This is a genomic window from Actinomadura sp. NPDC048021 (assembly GCF_040653135.1).
In the GTDB taxonomy this organism is placed as follows: domain Bacteria; phylum Actinomycetota; class Actinomycetes; order Streptosporangiales; family Streptosporangiaceae; genus Spirillospora; species Spirillospora verrucosospora.
In genome coordinates this window covers 35,150-55,424 of the sequence record NZ_JBEZJQ010000016.1, presented here as the reverse complement: position 1 = coordinate 55,424, position 20,275 = coordinate 35,150, and the positions used below count along the sequence as shown (strand labels likewise).

Genomic DNA, 20,275 nt, shown 5'->3' with positions numbered 1-20,275 from the left:
CACTCAGCCCGCCTTCCGCTTGAGGAAGTCCACGACCTGCGGGAACACCTCGGTCGCGGAGGCGGCCCCCATGAACGGATCCTGGTGGCCGTAGCCGGGCAGGACCGCCAGCTCGTGCAGCCCGGGAGTGATCTTCTCCAGGGCGCGGTGGCAGACGATGTTGGAATCGGTGAACACGTGGTTGCGGTCTCCGGTGAGGAACAGGATCGGCGTCGTGACCGTGGCGGCGCGCGACAGGTAGTCGTCCGGCAGCGCGGCCGAGCGGGGGTCGCGCGGGTGGCGCTTCACCGCGCGGCCCGCCTTCACCATCGCGTGGAGGTGCCGGTAGTAGTTGACGTTGCAGGCCCCGAACAGGTCGGGCAGCCGGCCGTGCGTGACCGGCGACATCTTGCCGTGCGTGAAGATCGGTTGTCCGCCGCCCCACATGAAGCTGAGCATGTGGCAGGCCGGCTCGTCGCACTCGCGGTGGAACGGGGCGACGGCCTTGGCGAGCATCCAGCCGCGCGTCAGCACCGGAGCGTTCGCGTACCGGGGGTCCAGGTGGCAGGGCCCGAGCACGTACTCCATGAGGGCGGGCCCGTAGCCGAGCTTGATCTTCGACCAGCGCGGGGTGCGCGGGGTGAGCGAGACGCTGTTGCAGACCAGGCTGGTGACGCCGGTGACGGTGGCGGCGAACAGCGCCATCGAGAACGAGATCGCGCCCACGCAGTGGGAGATCACGTGGATCCGCCGGTCGCCGACGTGGCGCCGCAGCTCGGCGAGCATCGCCGGGTGGTCGTAGAGCGCGATGGCGTCCAGGTCGTGGCGCGAGGCCTCGGCGTTGTAGGGGAACCGGCCGCTGATCCGCAGGTCGGCCGCCCACACGTCGCCGAACCCGGCGTCGTGCAGGTGGTTCACCAGGTTGGCGTGCTCCGGCATAATGTACATGTCGCTGGACGTGGTCAGCCCGTGCACCAGCAGGACGACGTCGTCGCAGTCGCTCCGGCGGAACCGGGTGAGGTTCAGGCCGAGGCCGTCCTCGGTCGCGAAGGGGTGCGCGGACACCTCGGCGTCGGCGACGCCCGCGTGCGTGAAGCGCGCGATCCGCTGCTGCTCCATGTCGATCTCCTCCGCTTCCTGACGGTCCAACCCTGCCAAACGCAGATATCGGCGCGGCATCGTGGAGAACCCGTACTTACGGGTGCGGGCGCACCCACCGGACGTACGGGACGTACGTGAAGTAAGAGTCAGATCTACTCGGAACGGTTCATCGCGGTCGCGACGCCGACCCGGGAGGACACGCCGATCTTGCCGAAGACGCGGGAGAGGTGGGTCTCGACCGTCCGGACGCTGAGGTACAGCCGCTCGGCGATCTGCTGGTTGCTGTTGCCCTCGGCGACCAGCAGCGCGATCTCGTGCTCGCGCGGGGAGAGCCCGAACGGCAGGTCCTTCCTGCCCTTGGCACCGCGTGCGGGCGTCCCGGGGGAGGGCACCCGGACACCGAGCCGCCGCTGCTCGCGGACGACCTGCGCCAGCAGCCCCTTCATCCCGCACGACTCGAAGACCTCGGCGGCGGCGCGCAGCCGGTCCCGGGCGCGGGACCGGTCGCCCGCGGCGGCGTGCGCGAGCCCGGCGGCCAGTTCGGCGCGGCCGGCCTCGGGCCGCCGCCCCGCCTTGGCGAGCAGGTCGGCGGCCTCCGCCGCCACCGCCGCGGACGCGGCGGGGTCGGCGGAGCGGAGCGCGTGCGCCCGGGTCAGCCGGGCCAGGCCGGCGTCGCCGGTCAGCAGCGGGTCGGCGATCGCCTCGGCGATGTCGGCCCAGTGCGCCGCGTCGGCGCCGTTCTCCTGCGCGGCGCGGACCGACGCCAGCGCCTCCGCGCAGATCACCAGGGTGCTGAAGTCCAGGCCGAGGGTGCCGTCGCCGCAGGCGGCGATCAGCGCGGTGGCGCCCTCCTCCAGCCGGCCCTCGTTGATCACCGCGATGGCGCGGGCCACATGCGCCATGTGGGTCCACCACTCGCCCGACCCGGTGTCGTTGGCGACGGCCTCGTCCCCGGCCCGCAGCGCCCGCTCGTGGTCGCCCATCCAGGACGCGGTCAGGCACTGCTGGATCAGCCCGTAGGCCAGCACCTCCTGCGAGCGCAGGTCACGGCCGACCGCGGTGGCCTCGTCGGCGACGGCGGCGGCCTCCTCCAGCCGCCCCGTCTGGGCGAGGACGCGCGACTGCCCGGACAGCATGTAGCCGAGCACGAACGTCTGCCCGGTCGTGCGGGTGATCGACACCAGCCGCTCGGCGTGCCGCAGCGCCTCGTCGTACATGCCGAGGAACGACTCGGCGAACACCAGCCAGGCGAAGCAGTCGAGGCAGTCGGCGAAGTCGTTGTCGGACGCCGCGGAGAACAGCCGGTCGGCGGTCTGGGCGCGGTCGATCGCCTCCGCGACCTCGCCGCGCCCGTAGGCGACCATCGGGCGCATCGCCGCGACCGCCGCCGTCAGGCCGGGGCCCCACCCGGGCGCGCTGTCGGGGATGGTCTCCAGGATGGCGTGCGAGCCCCGGGTGTCGATCCGCTGGATCCGGTCGGCGACGAGCCGGATCCGCAGCAGCACCGCCTCGGGGGTCTGCCGGTCGGTGCTGCGGCGCAGCTCGTCCAGGACCAGGGCGCGGGCCTCGTGGATCCGGCCGAGCTGGCGCTCCATGATCGCGCACATGTGCACGGTGCGGGCGCGGCGGACGGTGTCGTCCGGCGGCAGCAGCCCCAGCAGCGTGCGGGCGGTCTCGCGGCCCTCCTCGGCATGGCCGCTGACGGCCTGCACCTGGGCCAGCTCGACCAGCAGCTCCACCCGGTCGGGATAGGCGCCGGCGCCGGCGCCGGGCATCAGGTCCAGCGCGGCCTGCAGCCAGTACGCGGCGGTCGCGGGCGCCTGCGGCGCGACGGCGCGGGCGGCCTCCAGAAGCGTCCGGATCGCCTCGGCGTCGCCGAAGCGCGCCGACCGCACCACGTGGTGGGCGCGCACGGCCGCCGGGGCGCCGAGCTCGGCCAGCCGCTCCGACACCCGCGAGTGCGCGGCGATCCGCCAGCCGGCCGCCGTCGAGGCGTAGGCGACGTGCCGCACCAGGGGATGGCGGAACCGGAACCGGCCGCCCGGCGCGGGACGCACCACGTCGTGGCCGGTCAGCACGTCCAGGGCGGTGAGCGCGGCGTTCTGGTCCATCTCCGCCGCGACCGACGCGAGCGCGGGCTCGAACACGTCCGCGGCCACCGCGGCGCCCTGCGCCATCAGCAGCGCCCTCGGCGGCAGCGCGCTCAGCTCGACCTGCAGCGCCGCCCGCACCGCCGGCGGCACCTCGGTCAGGTTCGCGACGCCCTTCTCCCAGTGCCGGTCGAGGCCGGCGCCGGACGCGGGCGCGGTCCCGCCCGCCATCCTGGCCAGCGCCTCGAGGTAGAACGGGTTGCCGCCGCTGGCCTTGAACAGGGCCTCGCACCGCGCGCGGCCCACGTCCGGGCCGAGGAACTCGCGGACCTCGCTCTGGGTGAGCGGATCGACCGCCACCCGCGCGCCCTGCGGGCCCGCCGCGTCCACCAGCGCCGCCAGCCGCGGCGACGCCTGCGCCGGACGGTAGGCGACCGCCAGCAGGACCCGCGCCCGGGGCGGGTGGCGGACCAGGTGGTCCAGCAGCTCGATCGTCGCGTCGTCGGCCCAGTGCAGGTCGTCGAGGATCAGCACCAGCCCGGACGGCTCGGCGAGCGCCTCCAGCAGGTGCCGGACGGTGCGGTGCAGCTGGTAGCGCGCCACCCGCGACTCCGGCGAGGCGGCGGGCGGGTCGCCGGACAGGTCGGCGAGCGCGGGGAACACGGTGCCGAGCAGGCGCAGCGCGCCGGGCGGCAGGTCGAGGGAGTGCTCCTCGAGGCGGTCGTCGAGCGCGTCGACCACGGCGCCGAACGGCATCTCCTGCTCGAACTCGGCCGCGCGCCCCGCGACGAACGGCAGCTTGCGGGCGGTCGCGCAGTCCGCGAGCTCGTTCAGCAGCCGCGTCTTGCCGGCGCCGGGCTCGCCGACCAGCGCGACGAGGCCGTAGCCGCTCTCGACCGCGTCGAGAGCGCGGTCGATCCGGTGCAGCGCGTCCCGGCGCCCCACGAGCGGAGCGTTGCCGGGACCCCCGGCGGCATGGGCCGCACGACCCTCCATGTCCACACCCCAACAGCGACAGGCGGCCGATACGCCGTGGCCATGCTTCTTGTTGCGGTACCTCTGAACGAGCGGGATTCACCTTATCGGGTGGAACGTCAATAAGGCAGGACAACACGCCCTGCCTGCGCCTTGCCCGCCCGCGACGGCGGCCTTGGACCGTATGTACATAGCTATGAACGGCCCTCGGGCGTCCCATGTCAACCTCGGGAGGGTAAACCGTCCCGGGACCGTGACATCCGCGGCCGGTCAGTCCTCCAGGCCGAGGCGGGAGGCGGCCTCGCTCCAGCGGGCCTCGTCGCCCGACGGCTCGTAGCGGCGCAGGTCCTGGGTGGCGGCGACCAGGGCGCGTGACCCGGCGAGGTCCGCGACGGCGCCGTGCGCGCGGGCCTGCGCCAGGACGTTGCCGAGGGCGGTCGCCTCGACGGGTCCGGCCACCACCGGCAGCCCGCTCGCGTCGGCGGTCAGCCGGCACAGCAGGTCGTTGCGGCTGCCGCCGCCCACCAGGTGGACGACGTCGATGTCCCGCCCCGACAGGCGCGCCGCCTGGCGGAGCGTGGCGCGGTGCGCGAGGGCGAGGCTGTCGAGGATGCAGCGCACGGTCTCGGCGGGGGTGGACGGCTCGGGGAACCCGCGGCGGCGGCAGTGCGCGGCGATGCGGGCCGGCATGTCGCCGGGCGGCAGGAACTCGGGGTCGTCGGGGTCGATGAGGCTGCGCAGGCCGGGCACGTCCCGGGCCGCGGCGAGCAGGCCCGGCAGGTCCGCCTCGCCCCAGGTCCGCTGCGACTCCTGGAGGAGCCACAGGCCCATCACGTTGCGCAGGTAGCGGACGGTCCCGTCGACGCCGCCCTCGTTGGTGAAGTTGGCCTTGCGGCTCTCGTCGGTCAGCACGGGGGCGTCCAGTTCCACGCCGACCAGCGACCAGGTACCGCACGAGATGTAGGCGAACCGGTCGGTGGCGGCGGGGACGGCGGCGACGGCGGAGGCCGTGTCGTGGGACCCGACGGCCGTGACGCGCAGCGCGCCGTGGCCGGTCTCGGCCGCCACGTCCGCGCGCAGGGTGCCGATGCCGGCGCCGGGGTCGTGCAGCGGCGGGAAGATCCGCGCGGGCAGGCCGAGCCGGTCGATGAGGTCCGCCGACCAGGCGCCGCTCCGGACGTCCAGCAGCCCGGTGGTGGAGGCGTTCGTGCGCTCGGCGCCGATCTCCCCGGTGAGCCAGTGGGCCAGCAGGTCGGGGACGAGCAGCAGCGTGGCGGCCCGGGACAGGTCCTCGGCCGCGAGCTGGTAGATCGTGTTGAACGGGAGGAACTGCAGGCCCGAGGTCCGGTAGAGCAGGTCCTCGCCCAGCTCGGCGCGCACCCGCTCCATCACGCCGTCGGTGCGGGCGTCGCGGTAGTGGACGGGGTTGCCGAGCAGCCGGCCCTCCGCGTCGAGGAGCCCGTAGTCGACGGCCCAGGAGTCGATGCCGACCGAGGACAGGCCGCGCGGGGCGGAGCGGAGCCCGTCCAGGACGTTGCCGTAGAGGCCGAGGATGTCCCAGTGCAGGGTTCCGTTGACCCGCACGGGGCGGTTCGGGAAGCGGCGGATCTCCTCCAGGGCGAGGGTGCCCGGCCCGACGCGCCCGGCCATCACCCGCCCGCTGGACGCCCCGAGATCGACGGCCGCGAACATCGCTTCGCTCATTGGACGACCACAACCTCCAGAGTCCGCGGGCCATGCACGCCCTCCACCCGGGACAGCTCGATGTCGCTCGTCGCGGACGGGCCCGACACGAACGTCAGCGGGCGCCGCGGGTCGAGCCGTTCGAGCGCCTCCGGCACATCGGCGGCGACCTGGCCGGCGAGGACGACGATCAGGTGGTAGTCGGGGACGAGGGACAGGGCGCGCGGCCCCTGGCCGGCGCCGTGGTCCAGCACGATCGTGCCGGTCTCCGCGACCGCCGCCGCGCAGCCGGTGACCGCCCCGGCGAGGCCGTCGAGGGAGGCGACCGACGGGTCGCGCACGAGCTCCGCCCCCGTCGCGGACGTCCACTCCTCCGGCAGGCCGGAGGGGACGCCGTAGGCGCCGGGACGGGCCGCGAGCCGTTCGGCGACGGTCGAGGCGACGTCGGCCGCGGCGACGCGCAGGACGGTCGCGCGGTAGTCGGCGACCCGCTCGGCGAACAGGTCGAGGATCGCGTCCTCGTGGTGGCGGCGCAGGTAGCCGCGGTCGATCCGCCCGTAGGCGGCGGCGACCTCGGCGGCGGGCCGGGCGGGCGCCGCCCGCTCGATCCGGCGCAGGATCTCCTCGCGCGCGTTCACCGTTCCCCCTCCTCGCGCCCGCCGCCGGTCCGGGCCCACCAGGCGCGGAACGACTCGGGCGGCGGCGCGGGCGCGTCCCGCGTCTCGGTCCAGGCGCCGAGCGGCCCGGGCAGCCGCCGGATCCGGCCGCCGCGCGCCACGGCGCGGCGGCTCGCGGACGCGGCGCGCTGCGCGAGCCCGAGCCGGGTGGGGGAGCGCAGCGTCCACCCGGCCGCGGCCATCGCCACCCGCTCCAGCGGATGCCGGGGCCCCTTCTCGACGGCGCGGGCCCGCAGGTGCACCAGCACCTCCGGGATGTCGATGGCGACCGGGCACGCCTCGAAGCAGGCCCCGCACAGCGTCGACGCGTACGGCAGCGACGCGTCCACCTCCGACCCGATGCCCCTGATCTGCGGGGACAGGATGGCGCCGATCGGGCCGGGGTAGGGCGAGCCGTAGGCGTGGCCGCCCGCGCGCTGGTAGACCGGGCACACGTTCAGGCACGCCGAGCAGCGGATGCAGCGCAGCGCCTGCCGGCCCACCTCGTCGGCCAGGGTGGCGGTGCGGCCGTTGTCCAGCAGGACGAGGTGGAAGTCGCGCGGGCCGTCGCCGGGGGACACGCCCGTCCAGGTGGAGGTGTAGGGGTTCATCCGCTCGGCGGTGGACGAGCGGGGCAGCAGCTGGAGGAACACCTCCAGGTCCCGCCAGCTCGGCACGATCTTCTCCACGCCCATCACCGAGATGAGCGTCTCGGGGAGCGTCAGGCACATCCGGCCGTTGCCCTCCGACTCCAGCACGACGAGCGTGCCGGTGTCGGCGACGGCGAAGTTCACGCCCGACACCCCGACCTTCGCCGACAGGAACTTGGCGCGCAGGTGCCGGCGGGCCGCCTCGGCCAGCTCGGCGGGCGCGTCGGTCAGGTCCTCCGGAGCGTCCTCCATCGCGCGCAGGAAGATGTCGCGGATGTCGGAGCGGTTGCGGTGGATCGCCGGGACGAGGATGTGCGACGGCCGGTCGTCGCCGAGCTGGACGATCAGCTCCGCCAGGTCGGTCTCGTAGGCGGTGATCCCCTCCTCGGCGAGGAACTCGTTGAGGCCGATCTCCTGCGTCGCCATCGACTTGACCTTGACGACCTCGGTCTCGCCGGTGGCCTTCACCAGGTCCGCGACGATCCGGTTGGCCTCGGCCGCGTCGCGGGCCCAGTGCACCGTCCCGCCGGCCTCGGTGACCTTCTCCTCCAGCAGCCGCAGGTAGTGCCCGAGGTCCGCCAGGACGTGGTCCTTGATCTGCTTGCCCGCCTCGCGGAGCGCGGCCCAGTCGTCCAGCTCGGCCACCGCGGCGGCGCGGCGCCCGCGGATCGTGGTGGTGGCGTGCGCGAGGTTCGCGCGCAGCCGCGGGTCCGCCACCGCGCGGCGGGCGGCGTCCGGGAACGACGGCATTCCCAGGTAGGTCGGCATCGCCTGAGCGGAGCCAACCCGGGGGTGTGGGGGGTCGTCCCCCCACGGTGTACGCGCGGGCGAGGTCATGCGGGCTCCTCCCGCGTCGAGGCGAGGATCTCGGCCAGGTGGACGGTCCGCACCCCGGCGCGGGTGCGGGTGAGGGCGCCGCCGATGTGCATCAGGCAGGAGTTGTCCGCCGCGCACAGCGTCTCGGCGCCGGTCTCCCGGACGGCGGTGACCTTGTCGGCGCACATCGCGGCCGACACCTCGGCGTTCTTCAGCGCGAACGTCCCGCCGAACCCGCAGCACTCGGCCGCGTCCGGGAGCTCGACCAGGTCGATGCCGCCGACCTCGCGCAGCAGCCGCAGCGGGCGGTCGCCGACGTGCAGCATCCGCAGCGAGTGGCACGTGGGGTGGTAGGTGACGCGGTGCGGGTAGTACGCGCCGACGTCGGTGACGCCGAGGACGTCCACCAGGAACTCCGTCAGCTCGTACACGCGGGAGGCGACCCCGGCGGCGCGCGGCGCGAGCCGCGGGTGCCAGTCGCGGATCATCGCCCCGCAGGACGCGGACGGCGTCACGATCGCGTCGTAGGGCTCGAACGTCTCCGCGAACCCCTTCACCAGGGGCAGCGCCTGCTTCCGGTAGCCGGTGTTGAGGTGCATCTGCCCGCAGCAGGTCTGCGCGTCGGGGAACTCGACGTCGTGGCCGAGGCGCCGCAGCAGCCGCACCACGGCCCTGCCCGTCCCCGGGTACATCGTGTCGTTGACGCAGGTGAGGAACAGCGCGACCTTCACAGTGCCTGCCTCCCGAGGGCGGGGCCGCCCAGGGCGGAGCGGCTGGACTCGCGGACGACCAGCTCGGGCTGGAACATCACCTGCTGGTGGGCGTGCCCGCCCGAGTCGTCGCACTCCTCCAGCAGCAGCTCGGTCGCGATCCGGCCGAGCTGGTAGGTGGGCTGCCGCACCGAGCTGAGCGGGACGGCGGCGGCGGCCGAGAACTCGATGTCGTCGTACCCGATCAGCGCGACGTCATCCGGCACCTTGATCCCGGCCTGCAGCAGGACGCGCAGCACGCCGAGCGCGAGCAGGTCGTTCGCGCAGAAGATCGCCTCGGGCAGCGGCGGGCCGGCCTCCAGCAGCCGCCGGGCCGCCTCCTGCCCGGACCGGGCGTTCATCGCCCCCACCGCGACCTCGCGCATCACCTTCCCGGGGAGCCCGGCGGCGCGCAGCGCCCGCAGCGCGCCCCTGCGCCGGTCGACGCACTGGCGCAGCACGGCCGGCCCGGTCACCAGCGCCAGCGTCCGGGCCCCCGCGTCCAGCAGTTCGCGGACCGCGAGCTCGCCGCCGGCGACGTCGTCCACGGCGACCGAGCACTGGTTGGCGCGCGGCGTCGGGTGGTCGAGCAGCACCACCGGGACGCCCCGCTCGCTCAGCCGGTCGGCGGCCTCGCCGTCGTCGCCGACCGGGGTCAGCAGGACGCCGCGGACGCGCTGCTCGGCGAACACCCGCAGGTTGCGCAGCTCCCGCTCGTCGGACTCGCCCGAGGAGGACAGGATCACCGCGTAGCCGCGCTCGCTGGCGGTGTCCTCCACGCCGCGCGCCACGTCGGTGAAGAACGGGTTGGCCAGGTCGAGGACCATCAGCCCGATCGTGCTGCTGTGCCCGGCGCGCAGGGTGGACGCCGAGCCGTTGCGGACGAAGCCGAGATCGCGGATCGCCTGCTCGACGCGGACGCGGGTGGTCTCGGCGACGCGCTCGGGCCGGTTGAGCACGTTGGACACGGTGCCGGGCGAGACGCCTGCGTGCGCCGCGACCTGCTTGATGCCGACCGTCCTGCCCGGCGGCGCGGAGCGGCCGGTCTCGTCTGCGCCCAATCTGTGTGCCCCCGAGTCGTCCGCTGCTGTGTCGCCGCTCACTTTGGTCATTCGATTAAAACGTGTCAACCCGTGGTGGGGGTCCACGGGTCGCGAAACCTCGGCGGCCGGTCCTGGCCGCGTACGACTTCTGAACGTCGCGGGCCCTTGCGAGCACGGGCTTCTCGCAGCGTCGGGCGGGGTTGGCGGCAAGGTTCCCTCTTGACGGGTGCTCCGGGTCACATCTAGCGTCCTCCGCAACATCCCGTTAAAACGTTTTTCATCTGTACGTCACAGACGACCCCCGCGAGGAGGGCCGCGATGAGTGCACCGGGCCGCTCGGCGCCGCCGACATTGGCACTGGTCAACGTGAGTAAGTCGTTCGGCGCGGTCCGCGCGCTGCAGGGGGTCACCCTGGAGCTCCACGCGGGCGAGGTGCACGCCCTTGCGGGGGAGAACGGCGCCGGCAAGTCCACCGTCGTAAAAACGTTCGCAGGGGTCCACCGCCCCGACGCGGGCGAGGTGCGGGTGGACGGCGAGCCGGTGGCCTTCAACAGCCCCGCCGACGCGCAGGCCGCCGGTGTCGCGGTCATCTACCAGGAGCCCACGCTGTTCCCCGACCTGTCGGTCGCGGAGAACATCTTCATGGGCCGCCAGCCGCGCGGCGCGCTCGGCCGCATCGACCGCCGCGCCATGCACGCCGAGACGGCGCGGCTGTTCGAGCGGCTCGGCGTCGCGCTGGACCCGCAGCAGCCCGCCCGCGGCCTGTCGATCGCCGACCAGCAGGTCGTCGAGATCGCCAAGGCCATCTCCCGGGACGCGCGGGTGCTCATCATGGACGAGCCGACCGCGGCGCTCACCGGCCAGGAGGTCGCCCGCCTGTTCGCGGTCACCCGCAGCCTGCAGGAGAGCGGCTGCGCGGTGCTGTTCATCTCGCACCGGCTGGAGGAGATCTTCGAGATCTGCCGCCGGGTCACGACGCTGCGCGACGGCACCTACGTCGGCACCGACATGGTCGCCGACATCACTCCCGACGACCTCGTCCGCCGGATGGTCGGCCGCGACCTCGACGCGCTCTACCCCAAGCAGGACGTCACGCCCGGCGAGGTCGCGCTGAAGGTGAGCCGGCTGACCCGCGAGGGCGCCTTCACCGACGTCTCCTTCGAGGTCCGCCGCGGCGAGATCGTCGCGCTGGCCGGGCTCGTCGGCGCCGGCCGCAGCGAGGTCGCCCGCGCCGTCTTCGGCGTGGACCGCTGGGACGCCGGGACCGTCGAGGTCGGCGGGCGTCCGCTCCCCGCGGGCAGCCCCACGGCCGCGATGTCGGCCGGGCTGGCGCTCGTCCCCGAGGACCGCCGCCAGCAGGGCCTCGTCATGGACATGTCGATCGAGCGGAACATGGGCCTGACCCAGTTGAAGACGCTGCGCCGCGAGACCGGGCGCGGGGGCCTGATCTCCCGGAAGGTGGAGCGGGACCGCGCCGCCGACTGGGGCCTGCGCCTCCAGCTGAAGTACTCCCGGCTCAGCGACGCCGTCGGCGTCCTGTCGGGCGGCAACCAGCAGAAGGTCGTGCTCGCCAAGTGGCTGGCCACCGAGCCGGCCGTGCTGATCGTGGACGAGCCGACCCGCGGCATCGACGTCGGCACCAAGGCCGAGGTGCACCGGCTGCTGTCGGAGCTGGCCGCGCAGGACCTGGCGGTGCTGATGATCTCCTCCGACCTGCCGGAGGTGCTCGGCATGGCCGACCGGATCCTCGTCATGCACGAGGGGCGGCTGACCGCGCAGATCGCCCGCGCGGACGCGACCGAGGAGAGCGTGATGGCCGCGGCGACCGGCCGCCCCGGCACCGGAAAGGCGGCCTGAGCCGATGACCGTCCTCACCCAGTCCCCGGCCAGGCCGGAGTCGGGCGGCCCGCCGGGCGGCGGGCGCCGCCTGGTCGAGATGGTGCTGCGCGCCCGCGAGCTGAGCATCCTCGGCGCGCTGGTCCTGCTCGTGCTCGGCACGACGATCGCGAACCCGCGGTTCCTGTCCGGCCAGGGCCTCAAGGACATCTTCCTCAACGCCTCGATCCTGGTGCTGCTCGCCGTCGGGCAGAGCATGGTCGTCGTCACCCGCAACATCGACCTGTCGGTCGGGTCCGTCGTCGGGCTCGTCGCGTTCAGCGCCGGCAAGTACGCCTCCGGCGGGGACCGCAACGTCGTGATGGTCGTCCTGGTGGGCGTCGGGATCGGCCTGGTCTGCGGGCTCGTGAACGGGCTGCTGGTCAGCTTCTGCCGCGTCCCCGCCCTCGTCGTGACCCTCGGCACCCTGTACGTCATCCAGGGGCTGGACTACCGCATCGCGCACGGCGACCAGATCGGCGCCGCGGACCTTCCGGCGTCGCTGCTGAGCCTCGGCAACGACGGGATCCTCGGCATCCCCTACCTTCCGATCATCACCGTGGTCGTGATGGCGGCGGTCGGCTACTACCTGCGCTCCTACTCCTCCGGGCGCGAGTACTACGCGATCGGCTCCAGCCCGGAGGCCGCGATGCTCGCCGGCGTGCCGATCCGCCGCCGCGTCCTCACCGCCTACCTGGTCAGCGGCGCCCTCGCCGGCCTCGCCGGGGTGCTGTGGCTCGCCCGGTTCGGCACCGTCGTCGCCGACGCCGCCAACGGCTGGGAGCTGAAGGTCGTCAGCGCCGTCGTCGTCGGCGGCGTCGCCATCACCGGCGGCGTCGGCACCGTGTACGGGGCGGCGCTCGGCGCGCTGCTGCTCACCACCATCGGCAGCGTGCTGGTGGTGCTCAAGGTCAACTCGTTCTGGCAGGACGCGATCACCGGCGTCCTGCTGCTGCTGGCCATCAGCGTCGACCGGCTGCTGGCGCTGCGCGTCACCCGGGCGCTGAAACAGCGGTCCCTGGCCTCGGCCGCGCACCGCGCCGCCGCCCCGGAGAGCAAGGAGGGACGGTCATGAGCCGCCTGATGCGGTGGGAGACCGCCGTCACCGCCCTGCTGGTGGTGGTGTTCGCGAGCGGCGCCGGGTTCTCCCCGGACTTCGCGAACAACGACAACCTGTCGTTCGCGCTGGACGACCTCAGCGAGATCGCGCTGATCGCGCTGCCGATGACGCTGCTGGTCGTGTGCGGGCAGGTGGACCTGTCGGTCGCCTCCATCCTCGGGCTGTGCAGCGCGCTCACCGGCAAGCTGTGGGACGGCGGCATGTCCATCGAGGCGATCATCCCGCTGGTGCTGGTCGTCGGCGTGGTCTGCGGGCTGGTGAACGGCCTGCTGGTGACCCGGCTCGGGCTGCCGTCCCTCGCCGTGACGATCGGCACGCTGACCCTCTACCGGGGTCTGGCGTACGTGACGCTCGGCACCGGGGCGATCTCGGAGTTCCCCGCCGCCTACACCGATCTCGCGACGTCCTCCATCCCGGGCACGCCGATCCCGTACCCGGTCGCGCTGTTCGCCGTGCTCGCCGCCGCCACCGGCGTCGTCCTGCACGCCACCGGCGTCGGGCGGTCGCTGTTCGCGATCGGCGCGCAGGAGGACGCCGCCTACTTCGCCGGCATCCGGGTCAAGCGCATCAAGCTGATCCTGTTCGCGGTGTCCGGCCTCGTCGCCGGGTTCGCCGGCGTCGTCTACACGCTCCGCTACGGCAGCGCCCGCGCCGACAACGGCATCGGCCTGGAGCTCGCCGTCATCGCGGCGGTGCTGCTCGGCGGCGTCGACTTCGACGGCGGCAAGGGCACCCTCGGCGGCGTCATCGCGGCCGTGCTGCTCATCGGCCTGCTCCGCAACCTGCTGATGCTCAACGACGTCTCCACCGAGGTCCAGTCGATCGTCACGGGCCTGCTGCTCATCATCAGCGTCCTCACGCCGCGGCTGATCGCCGTGGCGCGCGAGGCCCGAGGCCGGCGGCGGGGCGCGAGACCCGCGGTCCCCGCCGCCGCACCGTGATCCCACCGCATCTCGAACCCGACCGCACGACCCCCGCCCCCCGCCGCATGTCCACCGACCCCGTAGCACGACCCGGAACTGTGAAAGGCACCCTGATGAGCATTCGTATGCGCGCCCCGCGCCGGCTGGCGGCCGCCGCCACGGCGGGCGCTCTGGCCCTCAGCCTGGCCGCCTGCGGCGGGACCACCAAGGACTCCGCGTCCGGCTCGGGGGACGCCAAGGCCGGGGGCAAGGCCTCGGCGAACCCGAACGCGCCGCTGAAGAAGGGCCTGAAGCTGGCCTTCCTGCCCAAGCAGGTCAACAACCCCTACGAGACGATCGTCGACAACGCCGGCATCGCGGCGGCCAAGGAGTTCGGCGGTGAGGCCAAGGAGGTCGGCCCGTCCGACGCCTCGGCGTCCTCGCAGGTCTCCTACATCAACACGCTGATCCAGCAGCGGCACGACGCGATCCTCATCGCCGCCAACGACGAGAACGCGGTGTGCGGTCCGCTCAAGCAGGCGATGTCCAAGAACATCAAGATCGTCGCCTACGACTCCGACACCAACCCCGAATGCCGGGACGTGTTCATCAACCAGGCCAGCTCCGAGGAGATCGGCCGCAGCGAGGTCAAGCTGCTGTCCGAGCAGATCGGCGGCGAGGGCGAGATCGCGATCCTGTCGGCGACCGCGAACGCCACGAACCAGAACACCTGGATCAAGTTCATGCAGGACGAGCTGAAGAAGCCCGAGTACTCCAAGATGAAGCTCGTCAAGGTGGCCTACGGCGACGACGACGACCAGAAGTCGTTCCAGCAGACCCAGGGCCTGCTGCAGGCGTACCCGAACCTGAAGGGCATCATCTCGCCGACCACGGTCGGCATCGCCGCCGCCGCCCGCTACATCTCCGGCTCCAAGTACAAGGGCAAGGTCGCGCTGACCGGCCTCGGCACCCCCGACCAGATGCGCAAGTTCGTCAAGGACGGCACGGTCAAGGGCTTCGAGCTCTGGGACCCGAAGAACCTCGGCTACCTCGCCGCGTTCGCGGCGGCGGCGCTGTCGTCCGGCCAGATCACCGGCGCGGAGGGCGAGAAGTTCACGGCGGGCAAGCTCGGCGAGCGCACGATCGGCGCCAACGGCGAGGTGATCCTCGGCCCGCCGACCGTGTTCGACGCCAAGAACATCGACCAGTACCACTTCTGAGCCTGAGCGAAGCGAACCGCTAGGCGTGGGGGCCGCCCCCCACGAGGAGACGAACAGATGTCCGGAAGCACGAAGCGCGTCTGCTTCCTGCTGAAGGTCAGGCAGGACCGCCTGGAGGAGTACAAGCTGCGCCACCAGGCGGTCTGGCCCGACATGCTCAGCGCTCTGCGCGACACCGGCTGGCACAACTACTCGCTGTTCCTGCGCGAGGACGGCCTTCTCGTCGGCTACCTGGAGACCGACGACTTCGAGGCCGCCCAGGAGGCGATGGCCCGCACCGAGGTGAACGCGCGGTGGCAGGCGGAGATGGCGCCGTTTTTCGAGGACCTCGACGGCCGCCCCGACGAGGGGATGCGGACGCTCCCCGAGGTCTTCCACCTCGACTGACGAGGACCGGAGAGAAGAGAGAGGCAAGCGTGAACGACACCAGCGCGGTGAAGGACGCCCTGCGCCGCCAGCAGATCGAGACCCCCTCGTGGGCGTACGGGAACTCGGGGACCCGGTTCAAGGTCTTCGCCCAGCCGGGCGTGCCGCGCACCCCGCAGGAGAAGATCGACGATGCCGCGCAGGTGCACCGGTTCACCGGCGTCGCCCCCAGCGTGGCGGTCCACATCCCCTGGGACCGGGTGGACGACTACGCCGCGCTGGCCGCCCACGCCAAGGAGCGGGGCGTGCGGATCGGGGCGGTGAACACCAACGTCTTCCAGGATGACGACTACATGCTCGGCAGCGTCACCAACCCCGACCCCGCCGTCCGCCGCAAGGCCCTCGACCAGCTGCTCGAAGCGGTCGACATCATGGACGCGACCGGGTCCCGCGACCTGAAGCTGTGGTTCTCCGACGGGACGAACTACCCGGGGCAGGACGACATCCGCGACCGGCAGGACCGGATGGCCGAGGCCCTCGCCGCCGTGTACGAGCGGCTCGGCGACGACCAGCGGTTCCTGCTGGAGTACAAGCTGTTCGAGCCGGCGTTCTACGCGACCGACCTGCCGGACTGGGGCACCTCCTACGCGCACTGCCTGAAGCTCGGCCCGAAGGCGCAGGTCGTGGTCGACACCGGCCACCACGCGCCCGGCACCAACATCGAGTTCATCGTGGCGTTCCTGCTGCGCGAGGGGAAGCTCGGCGGCTTCGACTTCAACTCCCGCTTCTACGCCGACGACGACCTGATGGTGGGCGCCGCCGACCCGTTCCAGCTGTTCCGGATCATGTACGAGGTGGTGCGCGGCGGCGGCTACGACGTCGAGACGGGCGTGGCGTTCATGCTCGACCAGTGCCACAACATCGAGCCGAAGATCCAGGGCCAGATCCGCTCGGTGATGAACGTCCAGGAGGCCACGGCGAAGGCGCTGCTGGTGGACGTCGACGCCCTGCGGTCGGCGCAGCGGTCCGGTGACGTCCTGGAGGCGAACGCCGTGTTCATGGACGCCTACAACACCGACGTCCGGCCGCTGCTCGCCGAGCTGCGCGAGGAGATGGGCCTGCACCCGGACCCGGTCGCCGCCTACAAGGCGTCCGGCTACCACCAGCGGATCGTCGAGGAGCGCAAGGACGGCCAGGCGGCCGGCTGGGGCGCCTGAGCGTCCTTCGCTCGCACACGAGGCCACGCACGCACATGAGGAGATATCCGATGACCGCCACTCCACCCGAGGTGGAGCATCTGCTGGAACGCGCCAACACCCTCGGCTCGGACCCGCGCAACACCAACTACGCGGGCGGCAACGCGTCCGCGAAGGGCACCGTCACCGACCCGGTGACGGCCCGCGACATCGAGCTGATGTGGGTGAAGGGCTCGGGCGGCGACCTCGGCACCCTCACCGAGAAGGGCCTGGCCGTCCTGCGGCTGGACCGGATGCGCGCCCTCGTGGACGTCTACCCGGGCGTCGAGCGCGAGGACGAGATGGTCGCGGCGTTCGACTACTGCCTGCACGGCAAGGGCGGCGCCGCCCCGTCGATCGACACCGCGATGCACGGCCTCGTGGAGGCCGCGCACGTCGACCACCTGCACCCCGACTCCGGCATCGCGATCGCGACGGCCGCCGACGGCGAGGAGCTGACGCGCCGGATCTTCGGCGACCGGGTGGCGTGGGTGCCGTGGCGGCGCCCCGGCTTCCAGCTCGGCCTGGACATCGCCGAGATCAAGCGCGTCAACCCCGGCGCCATCGGGGTGATCCTCGGCGGGCACGGCATCACCGCCTGGGGCGAGACGAGCGAGGAGTGCAAGGCCAACTCGCTCGACATCATCCGCACCGCCGAGGCCTACATCGCCGAGCACGGCAAGGCCGACCCGTTCGGCGAGGTCGTCCACCCGGTGCTGCCCGAGGAAGAGCGGCACGCGCGCGCCGCCGCGCTGTTCCCGCTCGTCCGGGGCCTGGCGTCCACGGACCGCCCGCAGGTCGGGCACTACACCGACAGTGAGGCCGTCCTGGACTTCGTGTCGCGCGCCGAGCACCCCCGGCTCGCCGCGCTCGGCACGTCGTGCCCGGACCACTTCCTGCGCACCAAGGTCGCGCCGATGGTGCTGGACCTGCCGCCGGACGCGCCGCTCGACGAGGCCAAGGCGCGGCTGAGGGAACTGCACGCCGCCTACCGCGAGGAGTACGCCGCCTACTACGACCGGCACGCCGGCCCGGACTCGCCGCCGATGCGCGGCGCGGACCCGGCGATCGTGCTGGTGCCGGGCGTCGGGATGTTCTCCTTCGGGGCGAACAAGCAGACCGCGCGGGTCGCCGGCGAGTTCTACGTCAACGCGATCAACGTGATGCGCGGCGCGGAGGCGCTGTCGTCGTACGCGCCCATCGACGAGGCGGAGAAGTTCCGCATCGAGTACTGGGAGCTGGAGGAGGCCAAGCTGCGCCGGATGCCGGCGCCGAAGCCCCTCGCGTCCCGCGTCGCCCTCGTCACCGGCGGCGGCTCGGGGATCGGCGCGGCCACCGCCCGCCGCCTCGCCGACGAGGGCGCCTGCGTCGTCGTCGCCGACCGCGACCTCGCGGCCGCCGAGAAGGTCGCCGCCGGGATCGGCGCCGGCGCGCTGCGCGCCTCCGACGTCGCCGTCGCCGCCGGCGCGGACGTGACCTCGGAGGACGAGATCGCCGCGGCCGTCCGGGAGGCGGTCCTGGCCTTCGGCGGCGTGGACCTCGTCGTCAACAACGCCGGGCTCTCCATCTCCAAGCCGCTGCTGGAGACGACCGTCGCCGACTGGGACCTCCAGCACGACGTCATGGCGCGCGGCTCGTTCCTGGTGTCCCGCGAGACCGCCCGCGTCATGGTCGAGCAGGGGATGGGCGGCGACATCGTCTACATCTCGTCCAAGAACGGGGTGTTCGCCGGGCCGAACAACATCGCCTACGGCGCGACCAAGGCCGACCAGGCGCACCAGGTGCGGCTGCTGGCCGCCGAGCTCGGCGAGCACGGCATCCGCGTCAACGGGGTCAACCCGGACGGGGTCGTGCGCGGTTCGGGGATCTTCGCCGGCGGGTGGGGCGCCAAGCGCGCCGCCGTGTACGGCGTCGAGGAGGAGAGGCTCGGCGAGTTCTACGCCCAGCGGACGCTGCTCAAGCGCGAGGTGCTGCCCGAGCACGTCGCCGCCGCCGTCTTCGCCCTCACCGGCGGGGACCTGACCCACACCACCGGACTGCACGTCCCCGTGGACGCCGGCGTCGCCGCCGCGTTCCTGCGCTGAGGAGGATCCCAGACGGAACGAGGCCGGCCGGCGGCCCGGACCGCGCGGCCGCGGCGCTCACCCCGCCGCGGCCGCGCCGTCCCCACCCGGGCCGCCGGCCGTGCCTGCTGGGCCCGCTCGACCAAGTGAACCCGAAGGGACAACGATGCCGCCGGCCGGGAAGTTCGCACCCTCCTCTGTGTCCGCCGTCACCTCCCGGACCCGGGGGTCCGCGTCCGGTGGGCATGTCCCCATGAAGAGGGCGTCCGCCGGGCGCCGCACCCTCACGGCCCGTTAGGAGAGGACAAGCAATGGCAGACACCACAGCGCCGCCGCCGGTCAAGGTCGGCCTCGTCGCCGGCGGGCTCGGCGCCTACTGGCCGCAGTTCCCCGACCTGCTGCCGCAGCTCAAACGGTCCGCCGAGCGTGTCTCGGAGCGGATGCGCGGGCTCGGCGCCGAGGTCGTCGACGTGGGGTTCATCTCCGACGCGCAGGAGGGCGCGGCCGCGGCCGAGCGGCTGCGCGCCGCGGGCTGCGACATCATCGTCGGCTTCCTCACCACCTACATGACCGCGACGATGCTGGTCCCGGTGGCGCAGCGGGCGGACGCGCCGGTCCTGCTGATCAACCTGCAGCCGACCGAGTCGATGGACCACGCGACCTTCGACACCGGGCAGTGGCTCGCCTACTGCGGCGCCTGCCCGCTGCCGGAGATGGCGAACGCGTTCGCGCGCTGCGGCGTCCCGTTCCGCTCGGTGTCGGGCTACCTGGAGGACGAGCGCGCCTGGGCGAAGATCGGCCGCTGGGTGCGCGCCGCCGGGGTCCGCGCGGCGCTGCGGCGGGGCCGGCACGGGCTGATGGGCCACCTGTACCCGGGCATGCTCGACGTCTCCACCGACCTCACGCTCGTCAGCGCCAACTTCGGCGGGCACGTCGAGGTGCTGGAGTTCGACGACCTGCGCGTCCGGGTGGAGAAGGTCACCGACGCCGAGACGGCCGCCAAGAAGGCCGAGGCGGAGAAGATCTTCGAGCTGGACGCGTCCGTCAACGACGACGACCTGACCTGGGCGGCCCGCGTCTCGGTCGGCCTCGACCGCCTCGTCGAGGACTTCGAACTCGACAGCCTGGCCTACTACCACCGCGGCCTGGACGGCGAGATCCACGAGCGGCTCGGCGCCGGGATGATCCTCGGCGCCTCGCTGCTCACCGCGCGCGGGATCCCGGCCGCCGGGGAGTACGAGCTGCGCACCTCCCTGGCGATGCTGGTCGCCGACCGGCTCGGCGCGGGCGGCTCCTTCACCGAGCTGCAGGCGCTCGACTTCCACCGCGGCCACGTCGAGATGGGCCACGACGGGCCCGCGCACCTGGCGATCAGCGCCCGCCGCCCGCTGCTGCGCGGCCTCGGCGTCTACCACGGCAAGCGCGGCTACGGCGTGTCCGTCGAGTTCGACGTCAAGCACGGCCCGGTCACCGCGTTCGGGATCATCCAGCGCCGCGACGGCAGGTTCGCGTTCGTCGCGTCCGAGGGCGAGACCGTGGACGGGCCGCTGCTGCAGATCGGCAACACCACCTCCCGCGTCGACTTCGGCTGCGACCCCGGCGAGTGGACCGACGCGTGGTCGGCCACCGGCATCTCCCACCACTGGGCCCTCGGGACGGGCCACCGCGTCGCCGACCTGAAGGCCCTCGCCGACCTCCTGGAGATCGAACTGGTCCATGTGAACCCCTGACGACACCCTTACGGCGCGACGC

The 20,275-nt window shown here is 73.1% G+C and carries 15 protein-coding genes; 8 read left to right on the top strand and 7 right to left on the bottom strand.

All coding sequences use genetic code 11. The annotated features are described in order from the left end of the window. Positions 1-3: 3 nt before the first annotated feature. The 7 genes from AB0C87_RS25695 to AB0C87_RS25665 all read right to left on the bottom strand — a co-directional run bounded on the left by AB0C87_RS25695 (position 4) and on the right by AB0C87_RS25665 (position 9,760). A complete protein-coding gene (locus AB0C87_RS25695; protein WP_345183529.1) occupies positions 4-1,098 on the bottom strand; it encodes an alpha/beta hydrolase in 1,095 nt (364 codons plus the stop codon). A gap of 134 nt (positions 1,099-1,232) precedes the next feature. Next, a complete protein-coding gene (locus tag AB0C87_RS25690) occupies positions 1,233-4,166 on the bottom strand; it encodes an AAA family ATPase (protein WP_360357061.1) in 2,934 nt (977 codons plus the stop codon). A gap of 249 nt (positions 4,167-4,415) precedes the next feature. Continuing rightward, entirely contained in the window at positions 4,416-5,849 is a 1,434-nt protein-coding gene (locus AB0C87_RS25685; RefSeq protein WP_360579898.1) for a rhamnulokinase family protein, read from the bottom strand. Then, on the bottom strand, positions 5,846-6,466 hold the full coding sequence (locus AB0C87_RS25680; protein ID WP_345187803.1) for an LUD domain-containing protein: 621 nt from the start codon (positions 6,464-6,466) through the stop codon (positions 5,846-5,848). Before AB0C87_RS25680 ends, AB0C87_RS25685 begins: the two co-directional genes overlap by 4 nt. Then, positions 6,463-7,884, bottom strand: coding sequence for a LutB/LldF family L-lactate oxidation iron-sulfur protein (locus tag AB0C87_RS25675; RefSeq protein ID WP_360580023.1), 1,422 nt, complete (start codon positions 7,882-7,884; stop codon positions 6,463-6,465). The genes AB0C87_RS25680 and AB0C87_RS25675 overlap by 4 nt, the downstream gene beginning before the upstream one ends. A gap of 83 nt (positions 7,885-7,967) precedes the next feature. Further along, on the bottom strand, positions 7,968-8,681 hold the full coding sequence (locus tag AB0C87_RS25670; protein ID WP_360579896.1) for a (Fe-S)-binding protein: 714 nt from the start codon (positions 8,679-8,681) through the stop codon (positions 7,968-7,970). Then, a complete protein-coding gene (locus AB0C87_RS25665; protein WP_353833041.1) occupies positions 8,678-9,760 on the bottom strand; it encodes a substrate-binding domain-containing protein in 1,083 nt (360 codons plus the stop codon). Before AB0C87_RS25665 ends, AB0C87_RS25670 begins: the two co-directional genes overlap by 4 nt. Before the next feature lie 300 nt (positions 9,761-10,060). On the opposite strand from AB0C87_RS25665, the gene AB0C87_RS25660 reads away from it, so the two are divergent. The 8 genes from AB0C87_RS25660 to AB0C87_RS25625 all read left to right on the top strand — a co-directional run bounded on the left by AB0C87_RS25660 (position 10,061) and on the right by AB0C87_RS25625 (position 20,253). Further along, positions 10,061-11,599 (top strand): sugar ABC transporter ATP-binding protein, encoded by a 1,539-nt coding sequence (locus tag AB0C87_RS25660; RefSeq protein ID WP_345182414.1) that lies wholly within the window; start codon positions 10,061-10,063, stop codon positions 11,597-11,599. Between the two features lie 4 nt (positions 11,600-11,603). Then, a complete protein-coding gene (locus AB0C87_RS25655) occupies positions 11,604-12,692 on the top strand; it encodes an ABC transporter permease (RefSeq protein ID WP_345182416.1) in 1,089 nt (362 codons plus the stop codon). Continuing rightward, positions 12,689-13,678: an ABC transporter permease gene (locus AB0C87_RS25650; RefSeq protein WP_345182418.1), complete on the top strand. Its 990-nt coding sequence runs from the start codon at positions 12,689-12,691 to the stop codon at positions 13,676-13,678. The genes AB0C87_RS25655 and AB0C87_RS25650 overlap by 4 nt, the downstream gene beginning before the upstream one ends. Before the next feature lie 95 nt (positions 13,679-13,773). Next, positions 13,774-14,859, top strand: coding sequence for a rhamnose ABC transporter substrate-binding protein (gene rhaS / locus AB0C87_RS25645; protein ID WP_345182420.1), 1,086 nt, complete (start codon positions 13,774-13,776; stop codon positions 14,857-14,859). 57 nt (positions 14,860-14,916) lie between these two features. Beyond that, a complete protein-coding gene (locus AB0C87_RS25640) occupies positions 14,917-15,246 on the top strand; it encodes an L-rhamnose mutarotase (protein WP_179847793.1) in 330 nt (109 codons plus the stop codon). A 29-nt stretch (positions 15,247-15,275) separates the two neighbouring features. Then, on the top strand, positions 15,276-16,442 hold the full coding sequence (rhaI, locus tag AB0C87_RS25635) for an L-rhamnose isomerase (protein ID WP_360354636.1): 1,167 nt from the start codon (positions 15,276-15,278) through the stop codon (positions 16,440-16,442). Positions 16,443-16,492: 50 nt separating this feature from the next. Next, positions 16,493-18,544, top strand: a complete 2,052-nt coding sequence (locus AB0C87_RS25630) for a bifunctional aldolase/short-chain dehydrogenase (protein ID WP_360579893.1) — start codon at positions 16,493-16,495, stop codon at positions 18,542-18,544. A gap of 290 nt (positions 18,545-18,834) precedes the next feature. Further along, complete coding sequence (locus AB0C87_RS25625; protein WP_345182427.1) at positions 18,835-20,253, top strand: L-fucose/L-arabinose isomerase family protein; 1,419 nt, start codon at positions 18,835-18,837, stop codon at positions 20,251-20,253. Positions 20,254-20,275 lie beyond the last annotated feature (22 nt).